This is a genomic window from Neorhizobium descurainiae, from assembly GCF_051400715.1.
Taxonomy (GTDB): domain Bacteria; phylum Pseudomonadota; class Alphaproteobacteria; order Rhizobiales; family Rhizobiaceae; genus Neorhizobium.
Genome location: NZ_JBLFFK010000003.1, coordinates 190292 through 211207 on the forward strand (window position 1 = coordinate 190292; position 20916 = coordinate 211207).

Annotated in this window: 23 protein-coding genes; 8 read left to right on the plus strand and 15 right to left on the minus strand. The window is 62.9% G+C overall.

All coding sequences use genetic code 11. The features are described 5' to 3' along the window. Window positions 1–103 precede the first annotated feature (103 nt). Window positions 104–2341 (plus strand): GumC family protein, encoded by a 2238-nt coding sequence (locus ACMGE0_RS07630; RefSeq protein WP_436815269.1) that lies wholly within the window; start codon window positions 104–106, stop codon window positions 2339–2341. A 6-nt stretch (window positions 2342–2347) separates the two neighbouring features. Here the strand turns inward: ACMGE0_RS07630 and ACMGE0_RS07635 are convergent, their stop codons facing one another. Together ACMGE0_RS07635 and ACMGE0_RS07640 are read right to left on the minus strand one after the other, a co-directional pair. Continuing rightward, a complete protein-coding gene (locus tag ACMGE0_RS07635; protein ID WP_436815270.1) occupies window positions 2348–3592 on the minus strand; it encodes a GNAT family N-acetyltransferase in 1245 nt (414 codons plus the stop codon). A gap of 104 nt (window positions 3593–3696) precedes the next feature. Further along, window positions 3697–3909, minus strand: a complete 213-nt coding sequence (locus ACMGE0_RS07640) for a DUF2842 domain-containing protein (protein WP_436815271.1) — start codon at window positions 3907–3909, stop codon at window positions 3697–3699. Between the two features lie 178 nt (window positions 3910–4087). Between ACMGE0_RS07640 and ACMGE0_RS07645 the strand changes: the two genes are divergently transcribed. Continuing rightward, window positions 4088–5188, plus strand: a complete 1101-nt coding sequence (locus ACMGE0_RS07645) for a COX15/CtaA family protein (protein ID WP_436815272.1) — start codon at window positions 4088–4090, stop codon at window positions 5186–5188. Window positions 5189–5286: 98 nt separating this feature from the next. Beyond that, on the plus strand, window positions 5287–5712 hold the full coding sequence (locus tag ACMGE0_RS07650) for a DoxX family protein (protein ID WP_436815273.1): 426 nt from the start codon (window positions 5287–5289) through the stop codon (window positions 5710–5712). Here the strand turns inward: ACMGE0_RS07650 and ACMGE0_RS07655 are convergent. The 7 genes from ACMGE0_RS07655 to ACMGE0_RS07685 all read right to left on the minus strand — a co-directional run bounded on the left by ACMGE0_RS07655 (window position 5709) and on the right by ACMGE0_RS07685 (window position 10833). Beyond that, window positions 5709–6554 (minus strand): aminoglycoside phosphotransferase family protein, encoded by an 846-nt coding sequence (locus ACMGE0_RS07655; protein WP_436815274.1) that lies wholly within the window; start codon window positions 6552–6554, stop codon window positions 5709–5711. The genes ACMGE0_RS07650 and ACMGE0_RS07655 overlap by 4 nt on opposite strands. An 11-nt stretch (window positions 6555–6565) precedes the next feature. Beyond that, window positions 6566–7498, minus strand: a complete 933-nt coding sequence (argC, locus tag ACMGE0_RS07660) for an N-acetyl-gamma-glutamyl-phosphate reductase (protein WP_436815275.1) — start codon at window positions 7496–7498, stop codon at window positions 6566–6568. Between the two features lie 73 nt (window positions 7499–7571). Next, window positions 7572–8522: an agmatinase gene (speB, locus tag ACMGE0_RS07665; protein ID WP_436815276.1), complete on the minus strand. Its 951-nt coding sequence runs from the start codon at window positions 8520–8522 to the stop codon at window positions 7572–7574. Between the two features lie 114 nt (window positions 8523–8636). Then, window positions 8637–9104, minus strand: coding sequence for a 30S ribosomal protein S9 (rpsI, locus tag ACMGE0_RS07670; RefSeq protein ID WP_071008702.1), 468 nt, complete (start codon window positions 9102–9104; stop codon window positions 8637–8639). Between the two features lie 2 nt (window positions 9105–9106). Beyond that, complete coding sequence (gene rplM / locus ACMGE0_RS07675; protein ID WP_436815277.1) at window positions 9107–9571, minus strand: 50S ribosomal protein L13; 465 nt, start codon at window positions 9569–9571, stop codon at window positions 9107–9109. 252 nt (window positions 9572–9823) lie between these two features. Then, on the minus strand, window positions 9824–9988 hold the full coding sequence (locus ACMGE0_RS07680; protein ID WP_436815278.1) for a hypothetical protein: 165 nt from the start codon (window positions 9986–9988) through the stop codon (window positions 9824–9826). A gap of 491 nt (window positions 9989–10479) precedes the next feature. Beyond that, window positions 10480–10833 (minus strand): hypothetical protein, encoded by a 354-nt coding sequence (locus ACMGE0_RS07685; protein WP_436815279.1) that lies wholly within the window; start codon window positions 10831–10833, stop codon window positions 10480–10482. 86 nt (window positions 10834–10919) lie between these two features. Between ACMGE0_RS07685 and ACMGE0_RS07690 the strand changes: the two genes are divergently transcribed. The 3 genes from ACMGE0_RS07690 to ACMGE0_RS07700 all read left to right on the plus strand — a co-directional run bounded on the left by ACMGE0_RS07690 (window position 10920) and on the right by ACMGE0_RS07700 (window position 13166). Continuing rightward, entirely contained in the window at window positions 10920–11348 is a 429-nt protein-coding gene (locus tag ACMGE0_RS07690) for a CoA-binding protein (protein WP_436815280.1), read from the plus strand. Window positions 11349–11519: 171 nt separating this feature from the next. Then, window positions 11520–12803, plus strand: a complete 1284-nt coding sequence (locus ACMGE0_RS07695; protein WP_436815281.1) for an O-acetylhomoserine aminocarboxypropyltransferase — start codon at window positions 11520–11522, stop codon at window positions 12801–12803. A gap of 18 nt (window positions 12804–12821) precedes the next feature. Then, window positions 12822–13166, plus strand: a complete 345-nt coding sequence (locus ACMGE0_RS07700) for a cupin domain-containing protein (RefSeq protein ID WP_436815282.1) — start codon at window positions 12822–12824, stop codon at window positions 13164–13166. Between the two features lie 4 nt (window positions 13167–13170). On the opposite strand, the gene ACMGE0_RS07705 is transcribed toward ACMGE0_RS07700, so the two are convergent. Then, entirely contained in the window at window positions 13171–13647 is a 477-nt protein-coding gene (locus tag ACMGE0_RS07705; RefSeq protein WP_436815283.1) for a MarR family winged helix-turn-helix transcriptional regulator, read from the minus strand. A gap of 154 nt (window positions 13648–13801) precedes the next feature. Here ACMGE0_RS07705 and ACMGE0_RS07710 point away from each other — a divergent pair, with 154 nt between their 5' ends. Beyond that, window positions 13802–14608 (plus strand): SDR family NAD(P)-dependent oxidoreductase, encoded by an 807-nt coding sequence (locus ACMGE0_RS07710; protein ID WP_436815284.1) that lies wholly within the window; start codon window positions 13802–13804, stop codon window positions 14606–14608. 71 nt (window positions 14609–14679) lie between these two features. Here the strand turns inward: ACMGE0_RS07710 and ACMGE0_RS07715 are convergent, their stop codons facing one another. The 5 genes from ACMGE0_RS07715 to ACMGE0_RS07735 form a co-directional block, all read right to left on the minus strand. Further along, window positions 14680–15081, minus strand: coding sequence for a type II TA system antitoxin MqsA family protein (locus ACMGE0_RS07715; protein WP_436815285.1), 402 nt, complete (start codon window positions 15079–15081; stop codon window positions 14680–14682). Further along, window positions 15078–15383, minus strand: coding sequence for a type II toxin-antitoxin system MqsR family toxin (locus tag ACMGE0_RS07720; protein WP_436815286.1), 306 nt, complete (start codon window positions 15381–15383; stop codon window positions 15078–15080). Before ACMGE0_RS07720 ends, ACMGE0_RS07715 begins: the two co-directional genes overlap by 4 nt. 35 nt (window positions 15384–15418) lie before the next feature. After that, window positions 15419–16666 (minus strand): cytochrome P450, encoded by a 1248-nt coding sequence (locus ACMGE0_RS07725; protein ID WP_436815287.1) that lies wholly within the window; start codon window positions 16664–16666, stop codon window positions 15419–15421. 40 nt (window positions 16667–16706) lie between these two features. Then, on the minus strand, window positions 16707–18461 hold the full coding sequence (ggt, locus tag ACMGE0_RS07730; RefSeq protein ID WP_436815288.1) for a gamma-glutamyltransferase: 1755 nt from the start codon (window positions 18459–18461) through the stop codon (window positions 16707–16709). A 99-nt stretch (window positions 18462–18560) separates the two neighbouring features. After that, window positions 18561–19811: a GGDEF domain-containing protein gene (locus ACMGE0_RS07735; RefSeq protein WP_436815289.1), complete on the minus strand. Its 1251-nt coding sequence runs from the start codon at window positions 19809–19811 to the stop codon at window positions 18561–18563. 373 nt (window positions 19812–20184) lie between these two features. On the opposite strand from ACMGE0_RS07735, the gene clpP reads away from it, so the two are divergent. Then, on the plus strand, window positions 20185–20817 hold the full coding sequence (gene clpP, locus ACMGE0_RS07740; RefSeq protein WP_436815290.1) for an ATP-dependent Clp endopeptidase proteolytic subunit ClpP: 633 nt from the start codon (window positions 20185–20187) through the stop codon (window positions 20815–20817). The last annotated feature ends 99 nt before the right edge of the window (window positions 20818–20916 follow it).

A 20916-nucleotide genomic window follows, 5' to 3' on the forward strand; every position in this document is an offset into this window, starting at 1 on the left:
AATTTTATGTTTTCCTCATGTATCGCCGGCATTCGGGGCGCATTAACCCTCGCGTTACCATGATCCTTTACCATTCGCCGAAACCGATCAGTTGGAGCGTATCATGTCAGGCGTAAACGGCGGCAACCAGGACGTGGATATCGACGTCGGGCGGATTGTTTCGGCGGTCTGGGAACGCAAGGCGAGGATCATCGGCGTGACGGTTATCGCCGCCGCCGCCGCTCTCGCCGCAACCAGCCTGATGACGCCGAGCTATAGGGGCGAGACGCGGCTTCTGATCGAATCCCGCTCGCCCAACCTGACCGGAGGCGAGGGCGCGCCGCAGGCCAACGATCCGGTCCTCGACGCGCTCAACATCACCAGCCAGGCGCAGGTCCTGCAGTCGACCGACCTGATCAAGCGCGTGGCCCGCGAGCTCGGCCTTGCCAAACTCAAGGAATTCGACCCGGCCGCGCAGTCCTTCCTCCCCGACCCGCTGGTGCTGATCGGCCTCAAGCAGGACCCGATGATGCTCGATCCGGAGGATCGGGTGATCCAGGAATTCCGCGACAAGCTCGAAGTCTATCCGGTGGAGAATTCCCGCGTCATCGCGATCGAGTTCTCCTCGCACGATCCGAAGCTCGCCGCCGACATTCCGAACAAGATGTCGGAGGTCTATCTGGAGATCCAGAGCGGCGCCAAGCTCGATACCCATTCCGAGACAGCCAAATGGCTCGAGCCGGAAATCGCCACCCTGACCCAGAAGGTCCAGGAGGCGGAAAGGAAGGTGGCGGACTACCGCTCCTCCAACGGCCTCTTCCAGACGACCGAGACCAACAGTTTCTCGGCCCAGCAGCTCAACGACATTTCCACCGAGCTTGCTCGCGTGCGGGCGGAGCGGGCGAATGCCGAGGCGCGCGCCGAAAACGTCCGCGCCGGGCTAGAAGCCGGCCGCGCCTCCGATACGCTGGCCGACGTGGTCGGTTCGCAGGTGATCCAGCGTCTCAAGGAGGCCGAAGCCAACCTCCAGGCCCAGATATCGGATCAGTCCACGCAATTGCTTGAGGGCCATCCGCGGCTGAAAGGCCTGCGCGCCCAGCTTTCCGGCATCCGCCAGCAGATCGGCAGCGAAACGAAGAAGATCCTCGCGAGCCTCGACAACGAGGCGGAGGTGTCGCGCCTGCGCGAGCGGCAGCTCATGGCCCAGCTCAACGGGCTGAAGGCCGATTCCGCCAAAGCGGGCGAAGAGGAAGTGGGCCTGCGCGCGCTCGAACGCGAAGCGGCGGCGCAGCGCCAGCTCCTCGAAACCTATCTCGCCCGTTACCGCGAGGCGACCTCCCGTATCGAGAGCAATTCCAGCCCCGCCGATGCCCGCGTCGTCTCGCGTGCCGTCGAGCCCTCCGAACCCTATTTCCCGAAGATCGTCCCGATCGTCGTCGTCGTGTCGCTCGCGACCTTCATCCTCGGTTGCCTGATGGTCATGGTCGTCGAGCTCTTCTCCGGCCGGGCGCTGCGTCCGTCGGGCGTACGGGATGTCGAGCGTGAGGTCGAGGACGAGGCCGCCCCGGCACCTGCGGTTCCCGCCGGCAACGACGCAGCGCCGCTGCCGGTCCATCGGATGCAGGCCGAGGCCGCCCGGTTCAACACCCCGGAACCGGCGCGCGAGGAGGAGACGGCCGCGGCCACACCTTCCGAGCCCAAGGAGGCGGCTGAGGAAACTCCTGCCCGGCCGGTCGAGGAACGGGATGTGGCCGCAACCGGCGACCAGGCTTTCACGATCGCTTCCGTTGCCCATTACCTCCAGCGCCATGGCATTCCGGTGGCGATCGGCATCTCGCCGGGCGGCGACGAGGGTTCGACCACCAGCGTCATGCTCGCCCGCGAGATCGCCGGACGCGGCCGGACCGTCGTGCTGGTCGACATGACCGGCTCGGCCTGCCCGACGCGCCTGATGGCGGACAATCCCAGACTGCCGGGCATCACCGATCTCCTCTGCGGCGAGACGGCCTTCGGCGACGCGATCCATCCGGACCGTCTTTCCGGCGCCCATATCATTCCGCACGGCGTGTCCGATCCCGCCCAGGCCATGCGCGGCGTCGATCGTCTGACGATGATCATCGACGCGCTGGCGGATGCCTACGACCTCGTTCTGATCGAATGCGGCCCGGCCGAGATTTCCGGCATTTCGCGCCTGACGCGGAACGAAATGGCCGAGATCGTCCTGTCGATGCCGGGCTTCAAGGATGAGGACGTGGCGACGCTGGTGACGGATTTCGAAGCGGCCGGATACCGCAACGTGCTGATCATGACGGAAGCCGGCGACCGGCGCTCGCCGCGCCCGGGCCGCCGCCGCGCGGCTTGAGGCCGGTCAGCCGCTATCGGAAGTGACCGTCTCCGGTTTCTTGAGAGATTGGCCGGCCCGCCAGCGCTGGAGCGCCGAATAGAGATCCGGATTGCGCTTGATCGCGGCCTTTGCCCTGGTCATGCCGATCAGCAGGGGGCGCGCCATCGAACCCTTCCATGTCAGCGGCAGCAGGATATCGTGCTGCACGGTTTCCTGGCTGCACCAGTTGCGCTTGTAGGGCTGGTCGCCGATGCCGAAGTCGAAGATCGCGGCGCCCTCGCGGCAGGATCGTTCGATCGTCAGCCAGAAGAGGAGCTCGCCGGGGCTTGCCTCCGGGCAGACCGTCTCGTCGATCGAGCTGAACTGGCAGATGACGTGGCCGCCCTTGCGCGACAGGCCGGCGATCGCCGGGATATGCCCCTCGTGCTCGCCGCGGAGCCGGATGGCATGCAGGACGAGCGGCGTATCGCTGCCTTCCGTCGGAACGTCGAGAAGCCGGTGGAAGAAATCGCGTATCTCCCGGGGCTGGAAGACGTCCGGCAGGCCGAACAGGCGCAGCCGCTCGCCCTTTTGGCGGAAGAAGAGGTCGAGAAGGGCATGCTTCTCGTCATGCCCCCTCGGGACGATATACTCGTAGCCGCCGATCGCCTCGATCTTGCGGCTGGAAGAGCGGAACTTCTTGCGGCGGCTCTTGGCGTTGAGCTGGGCGATCGTCGCCTCGAAATCGGCAAAGAGCGGAAGCTGGAAGGAGCGGTTCTGGTTCTCGATCGTCGCCAGTTCGGTGAGCGGATGCCGCAGGCCGCGCCAGCGGAGCGGGATATTGTCGAGCACGACGAGATCGGCCCTGTCCTTGAGCGCGATCCTCAGCGCATAGGCGAAGTTTAGGAGTTCTTCCGCATCCGGTGCCGCAAGGTCTGGATCGAAAAGGCCGGTATTGATGTTGTTGAAGCGGTCGCCGGGAAAACGGGCGATCTTCACGCCTTTTTCCAGGACGATTTCAAGGGGCAGGATGAGAAGCGTGCGGCCCTTCGCAATGCCTTGAACGATCGCAAACTCGCGTCCGTGCGCTTCGGTCCAGCCGAGGCACCAGCCGAAACCCTGATGCAGCGAGTTGATCGCGAAATTTTCGAGCCGGCGCCATTCGCTTTCGGCGGTGCGCGGATCGCTTGCGACGGCAATCATCAGCGCGGAGAAGCGGACCGCTTCCGCGCCGGTCGGCTCGCCGGGCGTCTCGACGATCGCTTCCTCGTGCTTGATCTTCCGCTGCATGGCTTCGCCCGCATCTGCCGTTCTGCCGGCAGGATGGGGCGAAGACGCCAACAATCGGTTTATATTCGGCGAAACCGCCGTGGCTGGTTAATCGCCGGTAAAGCTCAGCCCTTCGGTTTCGGCCCGGCCATCCATTTGATGATCAGCATGGCCGGCAGGATCCAGATGAGGCCGGAAAGCAGGAAATAGAGGAAATGCACCCACCAGGGCGAGGTGGCGAGAAGCAGCGTCGCGACGGTCGTGGCGGCGAGCGCATAGACGATCACCAGGACGATGATCAGAATGGTGCCGATGAAACTTCTCAAACGCGGGACCAAAATGCCTTCTCCTCTATGGCGGCCGCCGGCCGGTGATCATGTGGCCGCGACCGCCTATCCGCGACTGGATGCCGCAAAGCGCCGGGGCTTGTTTTGCACGGGTCGATGGGGCAAAGCAACGCGAAAGAACAAAAGGCGTATGAATGCGTCTTTGGCGTGAGCGACAGGAGCGTGCCCCATGTCGGCGACCGATGCCGTGATCATCGATGTCATCAAACAGACGAAGCGCCGCGAGCGCGACCGCAAGGCGGTGCGCATCTGGCTGGGCGTCGTCGTCTTCACGCTCTTCTGTCTGGTGCTGGTCGGCGGCGCGACACGTCTCACCGATTCCGGTCTCTCGATCACCGAGTGGAAGCCGATCCACGGCGTCATTCCGCCGCTTTCGGCCGAGGAATGGGAGGAGGAGTTCCGCCTCTACCAGCGCATCCCGCAATACCAGCAGGTCAACAAGGACATGACGGTCGACGAGTTCAAGTCGATCTTCTGGTGGGAATGGGCGCACCGCTTCCTGGCGCGCTCGATCGGCGTGGTCTTTGCCCTGCCGCTGATCTTCTTCTGGGTGACCGGCCGCATCGAGAAACGGTTGCGCTGGCCGCTCGTCGGCCTGCTGGCGCTCGGCGGGTTCCAGGGTTTCATCGGCTGGTGGATGGTCTCTTCCGGACTGACCAAGCTGGTCAGCGTCTCCCAATACCGGCTCGCCACGCACCTGGTGATCGCCTGCCTGATCTTCGCAGTCTGCGTGTGGATCATGCGGGGCCTGTCGCCGCACAGCGACGACGCGGCGCCGGAAGGCCGGGCGAGGGCCGGTGCAGTGCTCGTGGCGGTGATGAGCCTTTTCCAGATCTATCTCGGCGCGCTGGTCGCCGGCCTCGATGCGGGCTTCTCCTACAACACCTGGCCGCTGATGGACGGCGCCGTGATCCCGGGCGATCTCTTCATCCAGCAGCCCTGGTGGATCAACCTCTTCGAAAACCCGAAGACCGTGCAGTTCGTCCACCGCATCGGTGCCTATGCGCTCCTCGCGGTCGCGCTGTGGCACATGGTGGCGGTGCTGAGGGCCGCGCCGGGAACGACCCATGCGCGGCGCTCGGTGCTGCTCTTCGGCCTCGTCTGTCTTCAGGCCGTGATCGGCATCGCGACGCTTCTCATGCAGGTGCCGCTTGACCTGGCGCTGGCGCATCAGGCCGGCGCGCTGGTCGTTCTCGGCTTTGCCGTCGCCCATTGGCGCGGCTTCGTCGGCGAATACGCGCCGGAGACGTCGATCGAAGTCCGGAACTGACCTCGAAGAATTTTTCAAGTCCCATGTCGGACGACGTACCGGCTCCCCGTCCTTGAAGCAGAGTTCAACGGCTGCGGCCAGGGAGAGGAGACAGGACAATGGCAAGGACAATCGCAATTCTCGTCGCAAGGCTGATCTTCGGCGGCCTGTTCGTCATGGCGACGACATTCAAGTTCATCGACATGCAGACGACCGCAAACGCTATCGCGGGCGCCGGCTTTCCGTTCCCGCTGTTCCTGGCCTGGGTGGCGGCGATCTTCGAGCTGGGGCTGGCCGCTGCCTTCCTGACGGGCGCCTTCTTTTCGGAAGCGGCTCTGCTGGCCGGCGCCTACGTCATCTTCCTCGCCTTTGCCTTCCATGGCCCGGGCCGGTGGGAAGGCAATCAGGCGGAATTCGGCTTCTTCGTCGACCATTTCACCTTTTTAGCCGGCCTGCTGTTTGCGGCGGTGCACGGACCGGGTGAAAGGCTCGCCATCCATCTGGGGCAGAAGCAGGTGCTCGTGCCGGCGCGGCAGACTGCCTAGGCCTGCTTCAGCACGTTGCGGACCGCGGCGGCGACCTGGAGTTCGTTGTCGCGTTCCTCTTCGCTGCCGTCCTCCTCATGCCAGGCGGCCGAGAGGCAGCCATAGGCGAAGGCATAGCGCAGGATGGTGCGGACGTCTCGCTTGAGCGTTTCGGCAAAGATGCCGGCCATCGAGGCGATCCGCCCTTCATCGCGGGTGAGGTCGAAACGGTCGAGCGGATTGGAGAACATGTTGGCGACGTCGAGCGCCGCATCGCCGATCAGCCCGGCCGGATCGATGATCAGCCAGCCGCGCGGTCCGAGCATGATGTTCTCGTGATGCAGGTCGCCATGCAGCGGCTTGACGTCCTGCTGATGTGCGATCAGCTCTTCCGCCATCTCCGCCGCTTCGATGTAGGGGCTTTCGATCCCCTCCTTGCGATCTTCCTCGGCCTTCCTGAACAGGCTTGCGAAATAGCCGGAAAGCGGCAGCAGGCTTGCGGGCGGCGGCGTGACGGACGGACGATGGTATTCCACGAGCACTTCGGCCGCGATCCGCGTCGCTTGTTCGTCCCCGTGCGAGACGATGCGGTCACGCAGCGTCACCGTCCCGGCATGTTCGAGGAGGATGACGTTTTCCGAGCGCGCCAACAGGCGGATGGCGCCGACGCCATCGCGCCATTCCAGGAAATCGACGCCGCGAAGATTGTCGGCAAGCACCTTCGGCTTCAGCGCCTTGACAATGTCGATCTCGCCGCCGGCGCGGCTCACCTCATAGACGGTGCCGGCCACCGTGTCGGCAATCCGGCGGGCGCTTTCGATACGCCATTCGGGCGGAAAGGCAGGGAGATTCTTCGCCGTCATCCCGTTCCCGGTCATGCCGAAAGCATCAGGTCCATGTTCTGGACGGCTGCACCGGAAGCACCCTTGCCGAGATTGTCGAGGAGCGCCACGAGGTTGACATGCGCTCCGCCCGGCGTGCCGAACACGAAGAGCTTCATCCCGTCGGTATTGACAAGCTCTTCGGCATCGACGCGCGGCAGCGCCTTGCTTTCGTCCAGCGGCACGACGGTGACGACGTCCTGGCCGGCATAGTGTTCGTTGAGCGCCTTGTGGATGCCTTCGATCGTTGCTTCACCCTTCAGGTCTTCCAGGAACAGCGGCACCTGCACGATCATGCCCTGCGGGAAGCGGCCGACCGAGGGCGAGAATAGGGGTGCGCGGTCGAGCTGGCCGTGAACCTTCATCTCCGGCACGTGCTTGTGCTTGAGCGGCAGGCCGTAGAGGAAATTGTTGGCGCTGATCGCGTCTTCCCGGGACTGGTCTTCCATCTGGGCGATGAGCTGCTTGCCGCCGCCGGTGTAACCGGAGACCGCATTGACCGTCACCGGATAGCCGTCGGGCAGGATGCCGGCTGCGCGCAGCGGACGGATGAGGCCGATTGCGCCGGTCGGATAGCAGCCCGGATTGGCGACATGGCGGGCGGACCTGATCCTGTCTGCCTGCGCCTTGTCCATCTCAGCGAAGCCATAGGCCCAGGCGGGATCGACGCGGAAGGCGGTCGAGGTGTCGATCACCCGCACCTTGTTGTTGCCGGAGAGCATCGAGACCGCCTCTTTCGAGGCTTCGTCGGGCAGGCAGAGGATGGCGATGTCGGCGCTGTTCAGCAGGTCTTCCCGCATTGCGGCGTTGCGCCGCTCCGCTTCCGGGATCGACAGCAGCTCGACGTCGCGGCGGCCGGCCATGCGGGTGCGGATCTGCAACCCCGTCGTGCCGTGTTCGCCGTCGATGAAGATTTTCGCTGTCATGGTCTTTGTCCTGTAAGATCAGTGCCTTGGATTGGAAGCCGGATTCAGTTTACCAGCCGGTTGAGAAAGAAATTTAACGCGAGGCCCGTCGTTCCGCGCGAAGCCCGAGCATATACATCGCAACCGTCGCCCCGGCAATGGCGGTGATGTCGGCATGGTCATAGGCCGGCGCCACCTCGACGACATCCGCGCCGCGGATATCGAGCGGGCCCAGCTTGCGCAGAACCGAGAGGATTTTCGCGCTCGACGGGCCGCCTGCGACCGGCGTGCCCGTGCCGGGCGCGAAAGCCGGGTCGAGGCAGTCTATATCGAAGGTGAGATAGGCAGGGCGCCCGCCCGTATGGTCGAGGATCACCTTGGCGATCTCCGCCGCCGTCATCTCCTCCACCTCATGGCCATGGAGCAGGCGGATGCCGAAATCCTCCGGCGCATGGGTGCGGATGCCGACCTGGATCGAGCGGACGGGATCGATGATGCCGTCGCGCACGGCGCGCGCCACGAAGGAGCCGTGGTCGATCCGCTTGCCGTCGTCGAACCAGGTGTCCTGATGGGCGTCGAACTGAACCAGGGCCAGCGGCCCGTGCCTGGCGGCATGCGCCTTCAAGAGCGGCCAGGTAATGAAATGGTCGCCGCCAAGGGTGAGCAGAAAGACGCCGCTCGCGAGGATTTTCGCAGCCTGCCGCTCGATCGTCGCCGGCGTCTTGTGGTGATTGCCGTAATCGAGCAGGCAGTCGCCATAGTCGATCACCGCCATTTCGGCGAAGAGATCGCGCGAGAAGGGATATTGCGGATCGTTGTCGAAGATGGCGGAGGCCCGCCGGATCGCCTGCGGTCCGAAACGCGCGCCCGGCCGGTTGGAGGTCGCCGCATCGAAGGGAATGCCCCATACCACCGCATCGGCGCCCGTGAGGTTCTTGGTGAACCGGCGGCGCATGAAGGAAAGCGCGCCCGCGAACGTCGGGTCGGTCGCCGCCGAGGTTAGGTTCCTGGCGGTGAAGGCGTGGTCGATGGTCTTTGACGGCATGTGCCCCTCCGGATGCGAGCGTCAAGGTGCTGTGGCGGCAGGTGAAAAACAAGGGCCGAAACGAAAAAAGCGGAGCCGAAGCCCCGCCTTTCGAAAGTCCAAAATCCGAAGCGATTAGCGCTTGGAGAACTGGAAGGAACGACGGGCCTTGGCCTTGCCGTACTTCTTACGTTCGACGACGCGGCTGTCGCGGGTCAGGAAGCCACCCTTCTTGAGGACCGAGCGCAGGCCCGGCTCGAAATAGGTGAGAGCCTTCGAGAGGCCGTGGCGCACGGCGCCGGCCTGGCCGGAAAGGCCGCCGCCGGCAACGGTCGCGACGATGTCGAACTGGCCGGTGCGGGCAGCCGCGACGATCGGCTGCTGCAGGATCATCTGCAGGACCGGACGGGCGAAATAGGCGGAGAAGTCCTTGCCATTGACGATGATCTTGCCCGAGCCGGCCTTGACCCAGACGCGGGCGACCGCGTTCTTGCGCTTGCCGGTGGCGTATGAACGGCCGAGGTTATCGACCTTGCGGACATGGACCGGAGCCTGGTTTTCAGCCGCCGGAGCGAGATCCTTCAGAGAGGAGAGATCGGCCATTATCAGGCGCTCCTTACATTCTTCTTGTTCAGCGAGGCGATGTCGAGGGCGACCGGCTGCTGTGCTTCATGGGGGTGGTTGGAACCGGCATAGACGCGCAGGTTCTTCATCTGACGGCGGCCGAGCGGACCGCGCGGGATCATGCGCTCGACGGCCTTCTCGATGACGCGCTCCGGGAAGCGGCCTTCGATGATCTGGCGCGCGGTGCGCTCCTTGATGCCGCCTGGATAGCCGGTATGCCAGTAATAGACCTTGTCGGAATATTTCTTGCCGGTGAAGGCGACCTTTTCCGCATTGATGACGATCACGTTGTCGCCGTCATCGACATGGGGGGTATAGGTGGCCTTGTGCTTGCCGCGGAGGCGGTTGGCGACGATGGTGGCGAGGCGACCGACGACGAGACCTTCGGCATCGATGATCACCCACTTCTTCTCCACCTCGGCGGGCTTCTGAACGAAGGTTGACATGGTTTTCTCTTTCATCTGGACCCGCGGCATCCGAAAGCCGGATGCGAGAGCGTTTCTTGTTGCTTGGATTGCCGGCCGATTATCCTGAAGGGAAAAAGGGCGGCAAAAAAGAATGCGGGCCCGAGAAGGTCCGCAATCTGCGGCGGCTTATACCCGCGAGGAGTAAAAGCGTCAAGGTAGCGGTTCTGCAAGGCATAAAAATATATCAAATGAAATCAAAGGTTTGATTATGTGGTTTTATAATACCACAATTTATTTGACCGGGAACGAAGGGCCGTGGGTGGCCTGAACCGGCGGCTCCCCTGTGTTTTTCTGGATGAACAGCCACTCGATCACCGCCGGCCGGGCCCGGGAGCGGCGCGGCGAGCACCCGACGGCCCGCACGGATTGCCGGAAACTCGCGATCGAGAACGGCATGGGCTTCTTCGATGGCGGGCTGCCTTTGGTCCTTCCGGCGGTGAAGAAAAATCCATCGGCAAATTCAGGGCCGGCAGATCCATGATCTTCTGGCAAGCCTCATTTGGGGGAGGAAATCAAAAAATGCCTATCAAATCTCATCCATAAAACATTGGGATCGGTGCTACCTGGGTCGCCATTGATTTTTCAATAGTACAATCTGGAATTGCTTTTCCAAAATGTAAAAACCCCTTAAAATTAATGGGTATTGAGAGGGATCGACCACGTAAGTGCCGTTTTTCATTCATATTTTTGCTGTGCTGCGGAATTGCATAGAGATGATTCGGAGCATGTTTCAAAGTATTAGATGTAACTAATGAAAATTAGTAGCATATTCTAATTCAACTATAAGATGGCGCTAATATGCGCTCGTACGGAAACGGAAAATTTTAGGAACATTTGCGGAATCCTTTGTTTCTGCTGAGTTTTGCGATTTTTTGATCAAGGGAAGGCTAAAACCGCAGGCAGCCCGGCTGCAGCGGAAAACAGTCTTCCGGATCGGGTCTTCTTTTGCAGGCGCGAACGGGGCAACGGGGCGTATCGGCGGTCGGCACCGTCACGCGGTCGGCAAATTCGTGTCCGTCGCAGAAGCCGCTACCGGCGACATAGCGATCGTAGAGGGTGAGTCGGGCCCTGTTTCGGGAGGGATAACGGAGGATGACGGCGCCTTCGCGAGCGATCGCCCGCTGCACGGCGGCGCAGGACATGGCGGTCGAATTGTAGCGCGAGATGGCAAGCGCGGGGCCGGCCGCAAGCAGGGCGGCGGCGCAGACGGTGAAGGCGAGGCCTGCAAGAAATTTTTTCATGACCTGCATCCCTTTTGCCGGGCTGCCGACTTACATAGGGCGTAGGGACTGTGCCGCCAGGGGCGCGTCATCATGGGAGCCGCCGCATGAATCACGACCGTTACGACAACGCCTACATCGCCGACATCCTGAAGACGACCAAGACCATCGCGCTCCTTGGCGCCTCTCCCAACCCGGATCGTCCGAGCAACCGGGTCATGGGCTTCCTGCTTGCGAAGGGCTACACGGTCTTTCCGGTCAACCCCGGCCAGGCGGGCAAACGTATCCACGGTCAGACGGTCTACCGAACGCTGGCGGACGTGCCGCAACCGGTGGATATGGTCGACGTCTTCCGTGCCGCCGAATATCTGAACGGCGTTGTGGACGAGGCTCTTTCTCTTGAAACCAAGCCCAAGGTGATCTGGGGGCAACTGAGCGTCCGCGACGACAAGGCGGCGGCCAAGGCGGAGGCGGCCGGCATCAAGGTCGTCATGGATCGCTGCCCGGCGATCGAATATCCGCGTCTCGTCGCCTGAGCCGCGCTGCCGTCCCCAAGATTGTCGGGTGCGGTGGTCGTGTTGCCCATCGTCAATTCCTCTCTATTTCCAAGGAGAATAGGTTTCCGGGGAATGATATTCCTTGATCGCGATCAACGGCGGGGACTGCCGAGCGGTAAAACGGATGCCTTTCAAAAGGGAGGGATGAAGATGCCGACGATCAATCCGGGGTTTTCGACGCTGGCCGTGCATGCGGGCGCGGCACCCGATCCGGCGACGGGGGCACGGGCGACGCCGATCTACCAGACGACGTCCTTCGTGTTCGAAAATGCCGATCACGCCGCAGCTCTCTTCGGCCTGCAGCAGTTCGGCAATATCTATACCCGCATCATGAATCCGACCCAGGCGGTGCTGGAAGAACGCGTCGCCGCGCTCGAGGGCGGCACGGCGGCGCTGGCGACCGGCTCCGGCCATGCGGCGCAACTGCTGACCTTCCACACGATCATGCAGCCCGGCGACAATTTCGTCGCGGCGCGCAAGCTTTACGGCGGCTCGATCAACCAGTTCGGCCATGCGTTCCGGAGTTTCGACTGGCACGTCCGCTGGGCCGATACGGACGATCCGGCGAGCTTCGATAACGGGATCGACGAGCGCACCCGCGCCATCTTCATCGAAAGCCTTGCGAACCCTGGCGGCACTTTCGTGGATATTGCGGCGATCGCCGAGATCGCGCAGCGGCGCGGCATTCCGCTAATCGTCGACAACACGATGGCGAGCCCCTATCTCGTCCGGCCGCTGGAGCACGGCGCCGACATCGTCGTCCATTCGCTGACGAAATTCCTGGGCGGCCACGGCAATTCCATGGGGGGCGTCATCGTCGACGGCGGCACGTTCGACTGGTCGAAATCCGGCAACTACCCGATGCTCTCGGAGCCGCGGCCGGAATATGGGGGCATCGTGCTGCACCAGGCCTTCGGCAATATCGGCTTCGCGATCGCGGCCCGGGTGCTGGGCCTGCGCGACCTCGGCCCGGCGATCTCGCCCTTCAACGCTTTCATGATCCTCACCGGCATCGAGACGCTTCCCTTGAGAATGCAGAGACAGTGCGACAACGCGCTTGCCGCCGCCAGATGGCTGAAAAACCATCCCAAGGTCGCATGGGTGAGTTATGCCGGTCTGGAGGACGACCCGAACCATGCCCTGCAGCAGCGCTACTCGCCGAAGGGCGCGGGGGCCGTCTTCACCTTCGGGGTGACGGGCGGTTACGAGGCGGGAAAGGCCCTCGTCGAAAGCCTGCAGCTTTTCTCGCACCTCGCCAATGTCGGCGACACCCGGTCTCTGGTCATCCATCCAGCCTCCACGACCCACCGGCAGTTGACCGGGGAACAGCAGATCGCTGCCGGCGCCGGGCCGGACGTGGTAAGGCTCTCGGTCGGGATAGAGGATATCGCCGATATCGTCGCCGACCTCGATCAGGCGCTTTCCAGGATTTGAGAGAGGCAAGGTTTGGGCATGAGCAACTGGGTCAAGTTCGATATCGACGCGGTCGAACCGGAGATGGGCGCGCCTGAGCCCGGCCGGCTGGTTTCCGGCAATCCCACCTTCCGCACCTGGAATGTCGAGGAGGCGGAAGGAGGGCTCTATGCCGGCATCTGGGAGGCGACGCCCGGCAAGTGGAAGATCGTCTATGAGGAGTGGGAATATTTCCACATCCTCTCCGGCCATTCGATCGTGGAGGAAGAGGGCGGCGAGCCCGTCCATCTGAAGCCCGGCGACAGCATGGTGCTCAGACCGGGCTTCAAGGGAAGCTGGGAAGTCGTTGAAACGACTCGCAAGGATTATGTGATCCGGGTGTGAAGCGTCAGTCCGCTCCGCCTTTGCCGAAGCTCGCTGCAAAGTCCGGTGAGGAGATGAAGGCGAGCGTGCGACGCAGCTCCTCCGACCTCTCCTTGCCGAAAGCCCTGTCGAACCGGTCCTGGGCGACCTGCCAGCGCGCGGTGAGTTCCCGCTGCTTCGTCGCGCCGGTCTCTGTCAGGCGCACGCGCTTCACCCGCCGGTCGCTGCCGTCCGGCACCAGTTCCACCAGCCCGTCGCGCAGGAGCGGCTTCAGCGTGTGCCCGAGGGCCGAGAGGTCCATCACCATGGCTTCCGCAAGGTTCTTCAAGCTCGGCTCGCCGGAGCGGGCGATCTGCGAGAGGAGCGAGAATTGCGTGCCCTTGAGGCCCGTGTCGCCCATCGCATCCTCGTAGAGCTGGCCGAGCTGCCGCGCGGCGCGGCGCACGGCGCTGTTGCTGCAAAGGAGCCAGATGCCGTCTTCGATATGCCTGTCGTCCTTCATGTCTCGTCCTGATGTCAGGTTCGGCAGAATGCCCGTTTTTGCCCGGCGCTTCCACTCCCGATAAAAATTTGCGGGCCTCCTCTTGCGGCCTCAAAGCCTCCTTTTCATATATAGTGGCATATGCCTGTAAATTCCAATCAAAGGAGATGGACCCATGACAAAGGCATCGAAACTCGGAACCGCACTTGTGACCGGCGCATCCTCCGGCATCGGCGCGACCTATGCGGACCGGCTTGCAAAGCGCGGTTACGACCTCATTCTCGTTGCCCGTGATGCTGAGCGTCTGAAGGCGCTTGCCGAGCGGCTCACGCGGGAGAACGGCGTTCAGGCGGATGTCCTGCGCGCCGACCTGACCGAGCGCGCCGACGTGCTTGCGGTCGAAAAGCGTCTGCGCCAGGACGGCTCGATCACCCTCTTCGTCAACAATGCCGGCATCGGTCCGAAGGGACCGTTGCTCACGAGCGATGCCGACTATCTCGACCGGATGGTCGATCTCAATGTCACGGCCGCGAACCGGCTGGCGGTCGCCGCCGCGCAGGCCTTCGCTAAAAGAGGCGAGGGCGCGATCATCAACACCGCCTCCGTCGTTGCGCTGTGGCCGCAGGCCTTCAGCGGCACGTACACTGCCAGCAAGGCCTTCGTCCTCATCCTGACGGAATCGCTCGCGGCCGAACTTGCCGGCACCGGCGTGCGCATCCAGGCGGTCCTGCCGGGCCTGACCCGCACGGAAATCTTCGACCGCGTCGGCGGCTCGTTCGACAACATGGACCCGAACATGGTGATGGATGTCACCGACCTTGTCGATGCGGCGCTCGCCGGTTTCGACCAGGGCGAATTGATCACCATTCCCTCGCTCGCGGACAAGGCGCTTTATGACAAGCTCGAAGCGGCTCGCGGCGAGCTGCGGCCGCACCTGTCATTGAGCAGGCCGGCTGCGCGCTATCTTGCCGACGCTGCTTGATTGCGACCTCTGCCGAACAGCGCCTGGAATGCACGCGACGGCTGGCACGGACATGCGCCGGCCGTCTTGCGTCAGGCTGCGCGAATTTCCTGAAGAAGCTCGGGATGTTTGTCGAGAAGCTTCAACAACTTGACCAACGCCACGGGAGGCTTCGTTTTCCCGTTTTCATAGCGGGAAAACGCATTGACGCCGCCGCCGAAAATGTCGCCGGCCTCCTTCTGGTCCAGCTTTAGCTTCTTGCGAACGGATGCTACGAACGCTGGATCGACGCTGCCAGCGTTCACTTGCTTGTTAAACTCCAGCATGGCGGCATTGATCCGTCTGGCTTCGGCGTCGCCTAGCACGATCTCGCCGCAGGCCGCGCAAAAATCACCGGCTACACTCGCGATCGTGGTCTCTTCCCCTTTATAGGAATAGGGCATGTCGCGGGTTTGGCGGGAAAGTTCTGCCTCACCGCAAGCCGGGCACCTCATTCGTCCAACTCCTTGAAAGAAACGATCAGCACGTCATCGATGACGGTCAGTTTCAGATAGATCCGCCCCGCCTTCGTCATCGGCCGGTATACATCCTGCCATACCTTGTGGTCGCCATAGGTCGTCATCGATTTGTAAAAGTCGACAGGGGTCAACGCCAGAACCGTCTCGTACATTTCGGAAAGCGTGAAATCGAGCCGCGATGCGCCAGCTAAGGCAGAGTAGGTCGTACGGACCTGACCTGCTTTGACAAGCGATTTCACTCTTTCCAGCGGGCAGTGCGCCTTCCGCTTCTCGTTCATAAAATAACCTATTAGGTTAATTATTCAAGATGCCATCACCAAGCCAAGTCCAGCCGCTCCAGCCCGTGGAAATGGTAGACATCCTTCACCGTCGGCGCCCGGGCGATCCTCATCCCGGGCAGGCGCGTGAAGAGGATCGGCAGCACGGTGTTGAGTTCCAGCCGGGCGAGCGGCGCGCCGATGCAGAAATGGATGCCGGCGCCGAAGGAGAGGTTCGGCGCTTCCTGCCGGCCGGGCCTGAAGGTCAGCGGATCGGAAAACGTCTTCGGATCGAGATTGGCGGCAGCGAGGATGAGGCTCACCTTGTCGCCGCGCTTGAAGGAAAGTCCGTCGATCTCGACGTCTTCGAGCGCCCAGCGCTGGAAGATGTGCACCGGCGCGCAGATGCGCAACGTCTCCTCGACGGTCCGTTCCGTCATCGCTTCGTCGCGGAAGAGGTCTGCAGATGGAAGCCCGCTTTCCAGGATGACCCGTACCGAATTGCCGATCTGGTGGACGGTCGCCTCGTGGCCTGCATTCAAGAGCACGATCGTCGTCGAGACCAGTTCGTCGTCGGTGAGGTACTGGCCCTTGTGCTCCGTATGGATCATGTGGGTGAGCAGGTCTTCGCGCGGCATCCGGCGGCGCTCGGCGATCAAGCCTTTGACATAGCCAGCGAATTCCTCTGCTGCGCGGTCGGCGGCATGTTCGTCCTCGCGCGTCCGCTTGAACATGTACATGCCGACATAGGCATGCGACCAGGCAAGAAGCTGCGGTCCCATCTCGTCCGGAATGCCGATCATCCGGGCGATCATCGTCACGGGAATGATGTCGGCGAAGGAGGAGAGCAGTTCCGTTCCGCCGTCCTTCTCGAAACCGTCGATGAGCTTTTCCGCGAGCGCGGCGATCTCCGGCCGTAGCCTTTCGATATGGCGCGAGACGAAGGCGCGGTTGACGAGGGTTCTGAGCCGCGTGTGTTCCGGCGGTTCGATCTCCAGCAGCGAATGGCGCTCGGCAAGGTCGAAGTTCCGAAGATGCGGCTGGGGGGCGGGGAGGCCGAGTTCCTCGCGGCTGGCGATATGGAGGATCTGTCTGCCGAAGCGCCGGTCGCGCAAAAGCCCGTTCACATGGTCGTAGCCTGTGAAGAACCATTGCCGCTGCTCTTCCCAGTAGAAGGTGGGACAATGTTCGTGCAGGAGGGCATAGACGCGGTTGGGATCGCCGTAGAAGGCGGGGTCGCGTCCGTCGAGCGAAACGCGGCGGGTTGCGGGATCGATACGGAGGAAGTCGGGCAAAGCGGTCATGCCCGATGCGTAACGCAATCTCTTATGACGCGGAAGATGCCTATTCGCCCACCGCGACGCCCTCGCGGCGCGGATCGGCGCTTCCTGCGAAGCCGTTCGGCGTGATCTCGATCGCATGCAGGCCGGAATTCATCTCCCCCGGCTTCACCTCGTAACCGAGCGCCTTCAACGGTTCGGCCATTTGCTCGGCCGCCGTGCCGGCCTCAATCTCGTAGGTTCCGAAGCGGTTGATGAGATGCGGCTGGGCGACGATCTGTTCCACCGGCATGCCCCAGTCGACATAGGCGATCAGCGCCTGCGCCACGTAGCCGATGATCTGGCTGCCGCCCGGCGAGCCGATGGCGATGAGCGGCTTGCCGTCCTTCATCACGATGGTCGGCGACATGGAGGAACGCGGCCGCTTGCCGGGCTCCACGCGGTTGGCCACCGGCAGGGCGCCGTCATGGGTCTTGAAGGAGAAATCGGTGAGTTCGTTGTTGAGCAGGAAACCGTTCGTCATCAGCCGCGAGCCGAAGCCGCTTTCGATCGTGGTCGTCATCGAGACGACGTTGCCTTCCTTGTCGACGATCGCGAAATGGCTGGTGGAGGGCAGTTCGATCGCCGCATCCCGGCCGAAGAGGAGCGCATGGTCCCACTCCGGCTCGCCGGCTTTCACGGCATCCGCCGCAAGTGCCTTGTCTCCGTCGAGAAGCGCCGCGCGCTGGCCGAGATAGTCTTTCTTCAGGAGGCCTTTGATCGGCGAGGGCACGAAATCCGTATCGGCGAGATAGCGTTCACGGTCGGCGAAGGCGAGGCGCTGGGCGTCGCCGATGATGCGCCAGCTTTCGGCATTCTGCGGCCCGAGGCCCTTGATATCGAAATTCTCGATGATGCCGAGCATCTGGCCGATGGCGACGGCGCCGGAGGAGGGCGGCCCCATGCCGCAGACATCGAGCGCGCGGTAGCTGATGCAGACCGGTTCGCGTTCCTTGATCCGGTAGTTGGCGAGATCGGCAGCCGAGAGCACGCCCGGATTGCCGGCCGCCTCGCGCACCGTCTTGACGATCGCCTCGGCGATCGGGCCGGTGTAGAAAGCGTCGGCACCGCCGGTCGCGATGGTCTTCAGCGTTTCCGCGTAGGCCGAGTTCTTGAGAACCGTGCCGGCTTTCAGAGGCGCGCCGGAAGCGTCGTAGAAGTAGCTGCGCGGCCCGTCGTATTTCTTCAGTCTGTCGCCTTCGGCAGCGATCAGCGAAGCGAGGCGGGGGGACACTTCGAAACCTTCAGCCGCAAGGATTTCGGCTCGCTCGAAAAGGCTCGCCCATTCCGATTTGCCGTAGCGCTTGTGAACTTCGTGGAGCAGCCGCACGGTGCCGGGCGTGCCGACCGAACGGCCGCCCACCACCGCATCCATGAATTTCAGCGGCTGGCCTTGTGCATCGAGGAAAAGTTTCGGCGTCGCCTCCATCGGCGCGGTCTCGCGGCCGTCGAAGGTAGTGATCTTGTTTGCCGCCGCGTCGTAATAGACGAGGAAGGAACCGCCGCCGAGGCCCGAGCTCTGCGGCTCGACGAGCCCGAGCACCGTCTGCACCGCGACAAGGGCGTCGATCGCATTGCCGCCTTTGGCGATCACCTCGCGGCCGGCTTCCGCCGCCAGCGGATTGGCGGCGGCCACCATGAAGCTCTTCGTCTCGACACGTTTTGCCGCGCTGAAACCGGTCGCGCGTTCCGGCGCCACGGTGTCCGACGCCTGTTGCGCTACAGCCGCGGCCGAGACCAGAAGAGAAAACACGATGCCCGTTGAAATCTTCGCCCACATGGCGGCGCCCTCCGCAGCTTTGATCCTTGCAGTTGATTTGGGCCCCACAAAGCCCGGGGCAAGAGGCCCGAGGACAAGAGAGCAGAGATAGGGATCGGATCAGCGCTTGCCGAGCGCGGCGAGGCGTTTCAGGGCCGCCACCTGGTGGCTGGCGCGTATGTCGTTGGGGGCTTCGCCTTCGCCCTGCCGGTCGGCGGCAGGAACGATGGAAGCTTCCGCGCCGGTATCGATCGCAGTCCGGTCACGCCCGTTTTCCTTGGCGGTGTAAAGCGCCCGGTCGGCGGCGCTCAGCAGGAGGTCGAGATCCGCACCATCGACTGGGGCAAGGGCAATGCCGGCGCTTACCGTGACCCTGATCCTGTGCTCGCCGACCGTGATCGTCTCGTGCTTGAGGGTGAGGCGGATCGCCTCGGCGATGCTCGCGGCCTCCACCATATCGGCGACACGCAGGATCGCGGCGAATTCCTCGCCGCCCATCCGGCCGAATGATCCCCGGCCCCGCAAGGAAGTCCGGCCGACTTGGGAAAAGGCAACCAGGACGGCATCGCCTGCCTGATGGCCGCAGCGGTCGTTGATCTGCTTGAAACTGTCGAGATCGAAATGCAGGAGCGCGATCAGCGGCTTGTCGGGGTCCGCGATTTCGCGGAGGCTGTGGAACTCGTCGATCAGGCCGCGCCGGTTGAGCACGCCGGTCAGCGGATCGGTGACGGCGAGCGCCTTCAGCTTCTCTTCGGAACGCTCGGTTAGCATTTTTCCACCGCTCATGATGCCGGCGATGAAGCAGAAGGCGGCCGGGAAGAAGAGCCATGCGGCATTCGGCGAGGTCTCGAAGGACTGCGCATCGGCAACGACGCTCATGACGGCGACCACGCCGCTGGCGACGAGCTGGATTCCGATAAAGCAAGCCATCAGGCGCCGCGTCGTCCTGGACGCGCCGTCATGCCGGAGGAGGAGGCCGATCATGATCGCGTAGCCGACCATCGCCGCGCCGTTGTAGAGCGCGACCCGGTTTGAGAAATCCTCGCGGACGGGGTTGAGGAACATGCCTGCGATCCAGATGAGCGGCGGAATGGCTATATAGCCTTCGACGGGTTTGCGGTCGAACTGCAGAAGACCGATGATCCACAGGCCGACACCGGCAAGCACCATCGTGTTGGCGATCTCGATGGAGATGAAGTCCGGAATGTCGCCACGAAGCGCCACAAGCGCCACGCCCGCGCCGTGCAGCGCGAAACCGCCGCCCCAGCTCAGGTAGAAATCGTCCCGTTCGTAAAGCCAGCGTGACCATAGGAGGGCGGCAAGCGTCAGCGCTTCCGCCGCCCAGATCATCAGGCCCGTCAAAATATCCACTTTCAACCCCCGCGCCCTCTTTCGGGCGGGGCAAGAATGACGGAGAGTCTTTAAGACGAAGTTGCCGGATGACCGAAATCCGGCACACTGTCGGAGACCGGCAGGCAAAGAGGGACATGCCTTCACGCCTGCTTTACCCTGATCGCGCAAAAAGCTGTGCGCGTCGTCGCATGGACCTACCGACCGGCTGCGATGTCGGGGAAATCGTCCTGGCGGCGGCTTTGCGCATTGAGGCTGAGCCCCGGCCAATTAAGGATATCGGGTGCTCCGTCTTGAAGTACCGGGCGTTGACACTCTATGTAGGGGATGACCCATTCCCATTTGATTCCGGAGCGCCTGGCTGCCTTCGGCAAGTGCTTGACAAAGGACGGACATGAGAAATCCAGTTGATACCGCAATGGCCCTGGTGCCGATGGTCGTAGAACAGACCAATCGCGGTGAGCGCTCCTACGACATCTATTCGCGCCTCCTGAAGGAGCGGATCATCTTCCTGACCGGTCCGGTGGAAGACCATATGGCGTCGCTCGTCTGCGCCCAGCTTCTCTTCCTCGAGGCGGAGAACCCGAAGAAGGAGATCGCCCTCTACATCAATTCGCCGGGCGGCGTCGTCACCGCCGGCATGGCGATCTACGATACGATGCAGTTCATCAAGCCTGCCGTATCGACGCTGTGCATCGGCCAGGCGGCCTCCATGGGCTCGCTTCTGCTTGCCGCCGGCGAGAAGGGCATGCGTTTCGCCACCCCGAATTCCCGCATCATGGTTCACCAGCCGTCGGGCGGGTTCCAGGGCCAGGCATCCGATATCGAGCGCCATGCCCGTGACATATTGAAGATGAAAAGGCGTCTGAACGAGGTCTACGTGAAGCATACCGGCCGCACCTACGAGGAGGTCGAGAAGACCCTCGACCGCGACCACTTCATGGATGCGGACGAAGCCCGGGAATGGGGCGTCATCGACAAGATCCTGACATCGCGTCTGGAAATCGAGGGCAGCTCCGGAGAATGAGGGCGATGGCGTAACCGTTGGTCTCACCCCGTTGTGAGCAAAAAAGGGTTTCAAGTCCTACGGAAAACGCTATTAGTACCTATTAATGCTATGTTGAAC